Source organism: Streptococcus infantis (genome assembly GCF_019929575.1).
Classification (GTDB): Bacteria; Bacillota; Bacilli; order Lactobacillales; family Streptococcaceae; genus Streptococcus; species Streptococcus infantis_L.
Genome location: NZ_JAHZPU010000025.1, coordinates 14,881 through 28,224, shown reverse-complemented (window position 1 = coordinate 28,224; position 13,344 = coordinate 14,881). Strand labels below are relative to the sequence as shown.

General features: G+C 35.9%; 6 protein-coding genes and 1 pseudogene. 2 read left to right on the top strand and 5 right to left on the bottom strand.

Features of this window, described 5'->3' with window-relative positions; genetic code table 11:
• Positions 1 to 58: 58 nt before the first annotated feature.
• The 3 genes from K1I67_RS07780 to K1I67_RS07770 all read right to left on the bottom strand — a co-directional run bounded on the left by K1I67_RS07780 (position 59) and on the right by K1I67_RS07770 (position 1,761).
• Positions 59 to 331, bottom strand: coding sequence for a hypothetical protein (locus K1I67_RS07780; protein ID WP_440138140.1), 273 nt, complete (start codon positions 329 to 331; stop codon positions 59 to 61).
• On the bottom strand, positions 306 to 1,034 hold the full coding sequence (locus K1I67_RS07775) for an ABC transporter ATP-binding protein (RefSeq protein ID WP_125411854.1): 729 nt from the start codon (positions 1,032 to 1,034) through the stop codon (positions 306 to 308). The genes K1I67_RS07780 and K1I67_RS07775 overlap by 26 nt, the downstream gene beginning before the upstream one ends.
• A gap of 109 nt (positions 1,035 to 1,143) precedes the next feature.
• On the bottom strand, positions 1,144 to 1,761 hold the full coding sequence (locus K1I67_RS07770) for a TetR/AcrR family transcriptional regulator (protein WP_125411853.1): 618 nt from the start codon (positions 1,759 to 1,761) through the stop codon (positions 1,144 to 1,146).
• Between the two features lie 297 nt (positions 1,762 to 2,058).
• Here K1I67_RS07770 and K1I67_RS07765 point away from each other — a divergent pair, with 297 nt between their 5' ends.
• On the top strand, positions 2,059 to 2,409 hold the full coding sequence (locus tag K1I67_RS07765) for a plasmid mobilization protein (protein ID WP_125837992.1): 351 nt from the start codon (positions 2,059 to 2,061) through the stop codon (positions 2,407 to 2,409).
• Between the two features lie 5 nt (positions 2,410 to 2,414).
• Positions 2,415 to 3,745 (top strand): annotated as a pseudogene (locus tag K1I67_RS07760) (relaxase/mobilization nuclease domain-containing protein).
• A gap of 68 nt (positions 3,746 to 3,813) precedes the next feature.
• Here the strand turns inward: K1I67_RS07760 and K1I67_RS07755 are convergent.
• The gene (locus tag K1I67_RS07755; RefSeq protein WP_223339496.1) at positions 3,814 to 4,473 is read right to left on the bottom strand and encodes a DNA-binding protein; all 660 of its coding nucleotides are present in this window, start codon (positions 4,471 to 4,473) and stop codon (positions 3,814 to 3,816) included.
• A 42-nt stretch (positions 4,474 to 4,515) separates the two neighbouring features.
• On the bottom strand, positions 4,516 to 13,236 hold the full coding sequence (locus K1I67_RS07750) for a helicase-related protein (RefSeq protein WP_223339495.1): 8,721 nt from the start codon (positions 13,234 to 13,236) through the stop codon (positions 4,516 to 4,518).
• Positions 13,237 to 13,344: the final 108 nt, after the last annotated feature.

Below are 13,344 nucleotides of genomic sequence, written 5' to 3'. Positions count from 1 at the left end.
TCTATACTGTTTTTTGCAACTCTAGTATATCAGATGAACATGTCTTTTGTGTTGCACTTCATTTTACAACAGGGCAATAAAATATTGTCAAAAATAATATTGAAAAACTTGATACCGCAACCATATAAGCCGGTATCAATTCCTGCTGTCCAACTTGTACCAGTGTTTTGGCTGTCATAATATTATAGACACAGAAAAATATAGCAAGAGTTATTATTCCAAAACTTGCAATAACAACAGAGCTTTGCTTTTTATTTCTCGGCTCTCTAATTTCGTTGATTGGAAAAAAATTTATCAATTGGGCTCTAATTAGTATCCAAATTTTGCTCATTATCTTGTACCTCCATGAAAAAAGTTTCCAAAGTTTTATCACCTTTGACTTCTTCTGTATTTCCGCTTGCAATTAACTTTCCATTTTTTATAATTGCAATTTTATTACATAATTTTTCTGCAACATCCAAAACATGTGTTGAAAAGAAAATAGCTCCTCCATCTGACACGCATTCGTGCATCACTTTCTTTAGTAGAAAAGCCGCTTTTGGATCAAGTCCTACAAAAGGTTCATCTAAAATTAGTAACTTTGGAGAATGCACCAGTGCAGAAATAATCGCTGTTCGTTGCTTCATACCATGTGAATACGAAGATATCATCCCCGAAAGATGCTTAGTCATTTCAAATAAATCACTATATTTTTGAATTCTTTCTCTGCGTATTTCAGTAGAAATTTCAAATAAATCTGCAATAAAATTGATGTACTGAAAACCCGTCATATGTTCATATAAGTCTGGATTATCCGGAATGTATGCCATCATTTTTTTACAAATAACAGGCTCCTCTTTAATGGAATGCCCATTAATCGTTATACTTCCATTCTCAAAATCATGAATCCCAACTACTGCTTTTATTGTTGTAGTTTTTCCAGCTCCATTTGCACCAATGAATCCATAAATATCTCCAGACTGTACTGAAATGGATAGGTTATCAACAACTTTTTTGTCTCCATAAAATTTACTAAAATTATTTATCTCTAACATGCTTTTACCTCCATTGACATTTTGTCAGTTATTATTTGAAATAATACCGATAGCTTGTTTAGCATTAGCTATCGGTACATTATTATTCTTACAAACATTCTATTCTTTTTCAATTGCTAAAAAGTTTTTTTGCATTTAAGGTTTGTTCAAGCATTATCTTAAATGCGTTTAAATACTCATTGACAGACTCTTTTTTTGAATATCTTATACTTATGTTATTTGAAACAAAAACATAAGCTGTCATAAGAAATTCCGCTGTTTCAGACGGATATTTTACAAAAAGTGTTTTTTCTGATATTCCTTGGTTTATTATCCTTTCAAAATATATTGTCAGTTTTTCAATAATCTTATGGGATAACTTATCTATCATATATCGATTTTCTTCAAGATCAACTGTTTTTTGTAACTCTGTTCCCTCTGCTGAAATATTTTCCGAAGATATAATTGTGGCATCTATAAAAGCTCTAATTTTTTCAACGGCGGTTTTACCTTCATCATAGACAATAACATGAATATCTTTCAATAATTTATCTGTATATTGTTCCACAAGACAATATAAGATATCTTCTTTATTCTTAAAGTGATAGTACAGCAAGCCTCTTGATATATTTACTTTGTCAACAATATCCTGAGTTGTTGTATTAGTATACCCTTGCTCTATAAAGAGTAGCATTGCAGCATCCATAATTTCAGCACGTCGTATTTCCGGTTCTTTCACATCTCGCATTTTATCCCTCCTATTTAAAGGATATCACTCAACTGACAATTTGTCAATTGTGTTTTCTCATTTCTCTTGAATTTTACAGTTTTCTCATTTCTCTTGAATTTTATGGTATAATATATTTACAATTTTAGAAAAATGCTTAATGCTTGCTTGACTTTTGTAGCAAGCACAGTAAGTGTACGGACACTTACGGAAAAATTGATGAAGCAGCCCTTTGGGATCTGCTTCTTTTTTTATCAATTTTTAGCTTGTTAGGGAGAACCCTAAGACCCCGAAATACATATAAAGGAGGAGTTGCCTATGGCAAATAGGATACGAAATGAACGACTTGAAATTAAATTAACCGAAGAAGAAAAAGCTCTTTTTGAAGAGAAAAGGAAACTTGCAAAGTGCAGAAATATGAGTCATTTTATCCGCAAATGCGTTTTAGAAAAGGAAATATATCAAGTAGATTTAAAGCCTTTTCGAGATTTACAAGGATTACTTTCCAACGCTACAAACAACATCAATCAGATTGCAAAGCGAGTAAATTCGACAGGTGTAATCTACAAAGAGGACATAGGTGATATAAAAAAAGAGATTGAACATTTCTCAAAAGAGCTGTGGCAAATTCATTCAATACTTCTTAATAGAACATCAGGAGATGATTAGTTTTTATGGCAATTACAAAAATACACCCTATAAAATCAACCCTTAATTTTGCCATTTCATATATTGTTAATGGAGAAAAAACAGATGAACAAATCTTAGTAAGCACTCATAAATGCCATCAAGAAACTGCTCACACACAATTTTTAAGAACAAGAAATGATGCCGGAACAAACGGAACTGTTCTTGCAAGGCATCTAATTCAATCCTTTTTACCGGGAGAAGCAACTCCTGAAATGGCACATCAGATCGGTATGGAACTTTGCAAAAAGATATTGAAAGACGAGTATGAGTTTGTCTTATCTACTCACATAGATAAAGGACATATTCACAACCACATCATCTTCAATAATGTAAATATGGTAACAGGTAGGTGCTACCAGTCTAACAAGAAAAGCTACCACCAAATCCGTTATCAGAGTGATAAACTCTGCAAAGAAAATAGCCTATCTGTCATTGACGAGTTTTACGAAAGCTATAAGAAAAAATATAAGATTAACGGTAAATCTTGGTATGAAAACGAACAGGCAAACCATGGCACTTCTTGGAAAAGTAAACTTCAATTTGACATTGACAGAATGATAAAACAGTCAAAGGACTGGGACGAATTTTTAAAGAAGATGGCTGATCTTGGCTATGAAATCAAATACGGTAAGCACATTGCTTTTAAGCCAAAAAATAAGGCAAGATTTACAAGGACTAAAACAATCGGAGAAGATTATACCGAAGAAAGATTAAAAGAACGAATTGCAGAAAGAGAGTTTATCAAGACTCCCGCCGTCAAAAAACGCATCGGCAATGTTATTGACATGAACACCAATGCAAAGGTAAAGGAAAGCAAAGGCTACGAATATTGGGCAACCAAACATAACCTTCATACAATGGCTGAGTCTGTTATTTATATCAGAGAACATGGCATTAAATCCGTTAAACAGCTTGACGAGTATATTCAAAAAGCAGCCGATGAAAGGCAAAATATACAAGAGAAAATCAAGGCTATTGATAAGGAAATGCAGAAGCTTTCCACCACTATGGAGCAAGTTCATACCGTTAAAAAATACAGAGCGTGCTACAAGGAATATACTGCTAATCCGTCTGACAAGGCATTTTTTGAAGAGTACAAAGCTCAGATTACCCTATATGAAAATGCTCTCTCAGAGCTTAAAAAATCTTATTCCAAGCTCCCAAATTCAAAGGATATTTTAGCTGAGCTTGATAAATTACAAGAAAAAAGAATAGCCTTATGCAAGAGTATTCTTCCTCAAAATCCACTATGGACGAGCTTTATAAGATACGAAAAAATTACGGAATTTATATGGGTAAGGAGATGGAGAGATAATCTTTATCTCCTTTTTTCGCAAATAAAAAAAGAGTCGGTGCAGTCCCAAGACCACACCGACCATAAGTTTATCTCTCTGCTTCTTTTGATGTTTCTTTCTTTTCTTTAGGCTTTTCCTTATCTTCAGCCTGATATTTTTTGATAGCTCCAAGTACAGACTCTTTCTTTTCTTCTTGCCCTTTCATCTGTTCTTTTGCCTTTAACAGTTTTGAAGAAAGTACCCTGATGTTGGTATGTTCTTTACCGTTGTCATCAACAGAAGTTCTGATTTGTCCAAAAAGCTTAACAAAATCTCCCTGCTTAAAGTCCTTTGGAATATCACTCTTTTCTCCGTATACAGAGCAATTATGATATACTTTATCTCCTTCATCATTTTTTGAAACAACGGAGAAATTCGCCACCTTAAAGGTTTCTCCGTTCTTATTCTCCCTTTCAACTATATCGACCTTTCCTACAATATTTCCAACGATATTGACAAGGTTATCTTTTTCTGTCTGTACATAAGGCAGGTCTTTTATCTGCCCCTGTTCTCTTAATTCTTCAATCATATAGTCAAATTCCTCATGTAGCAAATTAACGGTGTCATTGTCCATATAAGCGTCATATAGCTTGTCCAAAGCACTTTCATCATTGATGCCTTTTTCCATGCTTATAATCGCCTTTACAAAGTCCTTGTGGTTATCATTTACCATATCTTCTATTTGATTTCTCATTGCTTTGTAATCCATGTTTTTATCTCCTTTCATGGCAAAAGGGAGATTGCCCTCCCCTTATCTTAAAAATTCCTGTTCTTTTGTTTTTTGCTTTTCTTCTGTTTTACTTTCATTTTGATAGGCTCTTATCTGATCTAAAATAGACGGCTTATCCTCTGATTTTTGTGTGTTTTCTTCTTTGATATGAAAATTGTCCTCCACATCATAGGTTGACTCAAAATAATCACTGTCCTTAAAGTCATTATCATATCTATCCGGAATACCGTCATTATCGAGGTCTTTTGCAAGTGGATCATAGAAGTTTCCTTCATCATCAATATCGAGTCCCGTTGCTGCTCTTAAATCTTCGGAATCAACATAAACTAAATCACTAAAAGAGGACATTTCTATTTCATTTTTCATATTCTTTAGAGCTTCATTTTCTCCCTTATTTTCGTAATCAAAGCTCTCTGTTTTGATTGGCGTGTCATCAATATACTGAGTCCATGTCTTATCCTCTAAATTCAGTTCATACTGAATACCATGCCTTTCATCGGGTGTATTGGTATAGGCGATGCCTATATGCTTCAAATCAGGGTACAAGGTATTAAATTCATCATAGCTATGATTTTCTTCGTACTCTCTATTACAGAAGTCAATGATTGCTCTTTTTACATCTTCTATAAGCGGATTATCATTTCTCTTTTCTTCCACTTCTCCCATATCAAGGAGCTTATTCAGTTCTGCAAGTCTTAACACCTTATTTTTTAGTTCATCTGCCTTTTCAAAAGGCTTTTTGAGTTCTTCTTTGGCATTTTCAAGCTGTTCTTTTGTGCTGAAGAGCTTTTCATCAAGCCTCTTTAATTTCTCAGGCATTTTCTCAAGAGCATTATCCAGTCTTGTTATATTACCGTCTGCACTTGTGCCAAGCTCTCCTGAATGCTTTGCAGCACCGTTTAAGCTGAAGTTATGCTCATTGGTGAAGAAGTTGTAACTTACCTCTAAATCCATGTTTCTATACTTACCTATAACCTTGCTTTCATTGATTTTTACTTTAGAAATAGCTTCAAGCAGCTTTTCTCCGGCTAATTTCTTATCGGTAATCTTTTCTCCCGCAATGGTAATGGAAGTAAACTTTTCCTCACCTTCCGCTTTAGGCTCTACACTTACTATATCTTTCTTAACAGCTTCAATTAGTTTTTCGGTTCTTGCGATTTCTTCCGGATAGTTTTTAGCAACCTTATCTTCTAATCTGTAACGATTGGACTTATAGTTTGCTTCCAGCATTTTAAGTTTTGTAACTTCATTATCCAGATCCATCTTTTCCTTGATTTTTGGATCACCTGTTGCAAGGGCTTTAATCTCCGCATAGTTAAGTGAACTTTCGTCCACATCTTCCGCCACTCTGACAGGTGTCTTACTTGTCATAATTTGAGAAATGAATTTTTGCTTGTTCTCAATGGTCTGCCAAAGGTAGGCATCAAAGGTGTTCTCGGTAATGTAACGATAGATATTAACTTCTTTATTTTCATTTCCCTGACGGACAATTCTACCCGCACGCTGCTCCAAGTCGGCAGGACGCCAAGGGACATCGAGGTCATGAAGTGCAATCAGCTTGTTTTGCACATTCGTTCCGGCTCCCATCTTCTGAGTAGAACCAAGCAAAATCCTCACATCTCCTTTTCTTACCTTTGCAAAGAGTTCATCTTTTTGCTTATCAGTATTGGCTTCATGGATAAAGGCGATTTCTTCTTTCGGTATACCCATTGCTAAAAGTTTTTCTCTGATGTCATCATAGATATTAAACTCTCCATCGCCTTTTGGAGTTGACATATCGAAAAATAGAAGCTGTGTTAACCTATCTTCTTTTGTCTTATCCCAAATGGCAAACACATTTTTCACGCATACATTGACCTTACTGTCAGGATTATCGGGTAGCAAAGGATTGATTAAACGCTGATCTAAGGCAAGTTTTTTACCGTCATTGGTAATCTTCAGCATATTATCTTCATCAGGTTCTACCACTCTATTTCTAACATCATCAGCTCTTTCGGATAGGCTCTTTAGAATTTCCTTTTGTTCCTCACTTGGCAAAGTCTTAATAACTTCATAATGCGCCTCAGGTGTTGGAAGATTAAGCATATCCGCTGTTTGAATATCTGCAACTTCCTTAAACATAGACATAAGCTCAGGTAGGTTGTAAAACTTTGAAAATCTTGTCTTAACTCTGTACCCTGTTCCCTCCGGAGATAATTCAAAGGCAGACTGTGTTTCACCAAAGGTAGATGCCCAGCTATCAAAATGCTCCAAATTATTTTTCTTTAGGCTTTCATACTGAAGATAACGCTGCATGGTATAAAGCTCTGTCATGGAATTTGATACAGGCGTTCCTGTGGCAAATACAATACCTTTTCCACCCGTCATTTCATCCATATATCTACACTTCATAAACATATCGGAGGACTTAAATGCTTCACTTTGACCGATACCTGCTACATTCCTCATTTTTGTGTATAGATAGAGATTTTTGTAATTGTGTGCTTCATCCACAAATAGCTTATCTACACCCAGTTCCTCGAAAGTAATAACATCGTCTTTCTTAAAATCATCATTTAATTTTTCAAGCCTTGTTTCAAGTTTTTTCTTTGTTTTTTCAAGCTGTTTTACCGTAAAGTTCTGATTTCTATCATGCTTATATTCCTCAACATAATTTATGATTTCATCAATCTGATCCTGAATATGCTTCTCTTGATATTCCTTACTCATCGGAATTTTTTCAAACTGCGTATGCCCGATTACTACCGCATCGTACTCTCCTGTGGCAATTCTTCCGATAAATCTCTTTCTGTTCTTCGGCTCAAAGTCTTTTTTATCTGCCACCATAATATTTGCCGATGGATATAACTGCATAAATTCTCTGCCTATTTGACCTGTTAGATGGTTCGGTACAACAAAGAGTGATTTACTGCACATTCCAAGCCTTTTACTTTCCATTGCGGAAGCCACCATTTCAAAGGTCTTTCCGCTACCAACCACATGGGCAAGAAGCGTATTTCCTCCATACAAACTTCTTGCAATAGCATTTCTCTGATGAGGTCTAAGCTCTATTTTAGTATTCATTCCCTCAAAGGATAGGTTACTGCCGTCATATTCACGATTTCTGATGGAGTTAAAACGCTCATTATATAGCTTTACAAGCCTGTTTCTTCTTTCCTGATCATTAAATATCCAGTTCTTAAATTCTTCCTTTATAAGCTCCTGTTTCTGTCCTGCAAGAAGCGTTTCCTTTTTATTTAATACAGAAGTTTTCGAGCCGTCCGGATTTACAATCTGGTCAAATACCTTTGTTTCTTTTAAGTTCAGTGCATCTTCAATCAGCTTATAGGCATTTACCCTTGAGGTGCCGTAGGTCATCTCTGCAAGGTCATTTCCTCTGTCCCTGCTCTTTCCTTCTACATTCCATTCGCTTGTCAGATTTGAAAATTTAACCTTAATATCCCATTTGGCATATCCCGGAGTTTTCAGCGTTTCAAAGATGAATTTTTCAATATCTTTTATCGGTATCCATGTTGCACCAAGTCTTACATTGATTTCACTTGCTTCAAGCTCCTTTGGCAAAACTTTTGTAAGCTCTGCCTTTTGGTATTCCAATCGGTTCATCTCATAGCTTATCAGCTCTTTTTCTTTTCCATCTTCCGCATAGCCAAGATGAGGTAGCTCTCTTTCCGTTTGTCTAAGTTTTGATAGATAACTGTCAACAATCGCAATCTTTTCTCTGATATTCCCTGATAGGTACTCATCTTTTGTTACATAGCCATATTTATATGAATTACTGTCATTTGCACAGGCAAAAGGTAAATCCCCATCCTCCAAGTTAAAGGATAACGGTCTGTAAAAGTTTTGTTCTTCTCTGATATTTAAGTAGATTTCTCCTCTAAGTTCTTCTATCAAAGTAGGTCTGTCTTTTCCTGTAAGACTTCCCATATAGTCAAAGTCCACATAACCTTTTTCAGACATAGATAACACAAGAGCTTCAAGGGAAGTGTCTACATGGTCGATTGTCTTTGCCTTTGTGATTGTTCTTTTTGAAAAAATATCTCCCTTTGCCTTAAAGTTTTCTTCTTCATCAAGGATTTCTATGGAGGAAACAAGTGGAAAATTACTATCTTCTTTTAAGACTCTGGTATTACTTAGGTTATTGACATACCCATGCTTTTTAGAAAAACTGTCATAGACTTCATTGAGCTTTTCTTGAGCTTTCTTTACCTCATCATCGGAATAGTCCTCTTTCTGCTTGTAGATAACATCTTTAAGGGCAGTATTCAGTTCAAGATAGTCCTTAATCTTTTCCTTATTCTTATCCGTTATCTCTTTCTTGACGAAAAGGGAGTTTTCTCTGTAATAGACTTCATCATCAATAACGGTATAGGAAAAGTTCTTAACATCATCCGTTGCAGGCATTGTGCTGATTTCATCATCAAGCAGTTCTATTTCCTCATACTTTGCGTTCTTTGATATTTCTGTGCCTGCTTTTGTAAGAAGTTCCTTTATGTCTGTATTTTCTTTCGGCAGGCAAGCTATTGTATTCCCAAATCTTCCAGATATTTCTTCCATAGAACCAAGCACCTGTTCAGGATGATCAACAAAGTATTTGTTATATAAAAGCCCGTTTTCATCTTCAGCAAGATGAATCCAGTCCTCATCTCTTTCTCTGATACTGTCTCTTTTCTTTAGGAATATAATATCTGAGGTTACTTCTGTTCCGGCTACGCCCTTAAAGGTATCATTTGGAAGTCTGATTGCCCCTAAAAACTCTGCTCTTGCTGCAATGTATCGTCTGACGCTTTCATCCTTTTTATCCATTGTGCCACTTGATGTAATAAAGGCGATAACACCACCATTTCTTACTTTATCAATGGACTTGGCAAAGAAATAATCGTGAATAAGGAAGTTATTTTTGTTATAATCCCTATCATTTACCTTATATTCTCCAAAGGGAACATTACCGATAACTGCATCAAAAAAGTTATTGGAAAAGGTAGTTTCTTCAAATCCCTTAATTTGCACTTCACTTTCAGGATATAAGAGTTTTCCAATACGACCGCTTACTGAGTCAAGTTCAACGCCATAAAACTTTGACCTACTCATTTCATCGGGAAGATTACCGATAAAGTTTCCAACTCCCATACTTGGCTCTAAGATATTACCGCTCTTAAATCCCATACCTGCAAGTGTCTTATATACGCTGTCAATCACTGTTTTCGGTGTGTAAAAAGCTGTTAGGGTAGACTCTCTTGCAGCTTCATATTCAGATGGTGATAAATTTTCCTTTAAGAAACTTCTTGCAGCTTCCCATTGTCCCTCTTTACTTTCGTCAAATACATCAGCAAGTCCGCCCCAACCGACATACTTTGAAAGGACTTCCTGAGCGTTAATATCTAAATCTCTCTCACCTCTTTCAATTCTATTTAACATAGAGATTGCTTCAAGGTTGCTATTCAGTCTCTCACTTGGAGATAACTTTTCCGGGAGCGTTTCTTCTGTGATTTTGAAGTTATGAGCATCAGCTTTCTTTATTTCTACTTCCTCAATAGTCTTTTCAGGGTTCGTATAGGTTATATTTTGAAATAGCCTATCAAGGTCGCTTTCAAGACGATAAAGAATTACATCGGAGCCTGTTATCATACCGCCAAGATATTCGGTATTGTCCTTAACCGTTACTGTCTTTAGATTATTTCCCATATCATCAAAGCGTGTGATGGTATAGTTTTTGTCCTTATATTTAACTTCATCACCAACAATAAAATTCGGTCTTTCAAGGCTTATCTGCTTTAATAAGTCCCCATTATCTTCAAAGGCTATAATCGGGATTTGACGATTTCCACTTCTTACCGGATCAAGCCATAAATCATTTCTTCCTGTGATTTGATTTTTAGCAATCTCCCTTACAGTGTATTCTTCATGGTTGAAATAGACTGTATCATCTTCTTTAACTGTAAATTCATCGGTAAGGCTTTCCTTTTCTTCATTAAGCTCTACTTCTTCTCTTTCTTTGAGGTAATCAAATAGCGTTCCTTGAACAGGTGTTGCAGCTATTCTTTCTTCTACTTCTTCAGGTGCTTCAAGCTCTGTTTCTTCTTCAAAACTAAGTTCTCCGTTAAATACCGATTGAAGCTCCTGCTCATCCATCTGCTTGACAAGCTCTGTATTTTTAAGTTCTCTAAAGGTCTTTGGAAAATCTTCTAAAATAAGCCTCTGGGCATTTAATTCTTTCAACTCTTCAATACTGAAATATCCCCATTCAGGTTCAATCCCAAGTACAAGTCCAAAGGCATCTCCACTTTCTCTATCATACTCCGTCATATACCAAGTCCAATTACTTCTAAACGGAATGATATATGCAGCATGAACCTCTTTATCTGCTAAAGCGACATCTTCCTGTGCATAAAGCTCAGGCACTCTTTCAAGCATTTCATCAGTCATTAAGTTTTCAGGATCATCTTTAGAATAATATTGTGGTTCTTTTGCTTCTTCTATCTCTGAATTACCTTCTATTTTTTCCTCAAGATAAAGATTTTTAGAAAGCAGCTCATCAATATGCTTTGCCACACTTGACCAAGTAAGAAAAACATCACTGCAATCTTTCTTCTGTAATTTAAGTCCCTTAGCATCGTGCCATTCATCACTTCCCATTGCCCCTGAAACAGCATGAGAGCTTCCCCCGATGCCATACTCATCTTTTAGGAAATTAGCTTTTTCTTGAAGTGTATGGTTTTCTTTGAAGAATTTAGTGATTCGCTCTTTTCCCTTATCTATTCCGCTTCCTCTTGAAATTGCAGCAAAGACTTCATCTTCTGTAATAAATGGATTTGCTTTAGGAAGCTCTATCAGATTGGTACTATATTCCTTTCGTGGCAGCTCAAGTTCCTGTAATCTCTGATAAAGGCTATCTACCTTGTGGTAGTGAAATCTTAGTACATCTCTATTTTCTTTATATCCTGCTAAAAACCTGCTGTATTCTTTGATTGTTTCTTTCAGATACTCAGGATTTTTTAATGCCTCAGACAATTTTTTCGTTTCTTCCGGAAAGCCACCACCTCTTTCTATAAAATCAAAATATCCCTGTGCTTTTCCTTCTTCGCTTAAATCGTGGTATAGATACCATAGGGATTCTGAAATTCTATCTCTTTCATAATCAAGGGATTCAGAAAGTTCTACATTTGTGGCAAACTCTCCGGTTTCCAAAAGCTCATTTATCCTACTTGCTGCATCATTCCAGCTTAAAATTTGCGTATCATCTTCTCTTGCTGAAGTCCCATAAGCTAAATGAATGCCTTTATCCGAATACCAGGAAGATACTTCTCTTTCATCAATGTAAAATCCGTTTCCGCCTCTAAATGTATCTTTGAGGTATTCTCCCAATTCTCCATTACTTTTTCCTTTAGAAAACTCTGCAATAACAGGAAGTCTACTTCCATCGTGATTTCCTCCGTTAATAAGGACAGCATCTATATCCTTCTGAGTTAATGGAATGGTAAGTCTCATCTGTCCGTAAGTATTTTCGGGTAAAGAAAAAGAAGCCTTATCAGCTTCTCTTATCTCTACCTCAGTATTATCTTTTAAATTTCCACTACTTCCTTGATCGTCATTTCTTTTAGAGCTGAAATCATCGCCCCATACTGCGGATTGTTCTCGCCCTCTATCTTCCAAGCTGCCATCAGTTTCGGTTTTTCTGTTCTCATAAAGTCCATCGCTTGTTTTTGAATATCCATCAGGTGTCCTGTCAGCTTCTTCTCCTTGTATAGATCTACTAGCATCTCGAAATGGCTCTGCTCCTCGCTCTCTGAAAGATAAGTGAGTCTCATCACTGCGTAAATCGGATTCGGGAATTCTTTCATGAAATCCGTCTGTTCCTCCAAGCTGTTTAGTGTATTCTCCCTGATTTTCTCTATTATCTCGTCCGTACTCTCCATTTCGGAGAACTCGCTCGTTTTCATTTCTTTTCTGATCATCTCGTCGAAGTACATTTTCTTCTACCTCCTCAATTTCTTCTCTAATCTTATTATATCCTGCTTCTTTACCTCTTAAAACTTCTTTGTCAAGCTCTTTACTTTTCTGAATGGTCGCATCAATGATATTTCCGCTAATATCCGATACGGTTTCACCAAGACTCATAAAAGATATGCTATCAAGTCTTTCAAAATTTTCTCTTAAAAGTTCACTATCCATAGGATAATCAAGCTGAAACCTTGAAGATACCGCATAGCTCACTGATTCTCTCACAAACTTTGTAAAAGATATTCTATTCTCATCGGCTATTCTAAGCTCGTTCATAAGACTGTCTATCTTTTCATCTCCGTAAAGCCTGCTTAAAGAAAAGATATTTTCTAAGGTGCTTTCACTTTCCTCATAGCCCTCATTTTTTATCATTTCCTTTAAGACATCCCTATGAGCTTCCTTATCAAATCTCCAAAGATTGACCTCATTGACATCCCTGTTTCTTGAAACCGTCTGGCTTATATCAAAGATATAGTCCACCTTCTTGTATGTGCCGTAGTCCTCCAAAATTGGGATACCCTTTTTACCTCTCATAACGGTACGGTTAAATCGTTCCCTCCAATAGTCGAACTTGGCACAGGCTGTCGCCTCAGGATTTCTATCATAGATACTAAGCTGACTTCTAAAGTCATATCTCTGATTGTTTCCGACAACCTTTAGTAGCTTCAGATATTCTGCTTCACTTTGAAGCACATCTTGTTTTACAAGCTCCAAAATGTTATGAAAATCATTTATTCGCATTTTTACCTCCTTCTTTTTTCCAAACAAAAAAGGTGGTTAGATTTTACTCTAATCACCTTTAAATTCTATGTGCTGCAACTTACTGCAACTTAATTTTTCTGTTTTGAC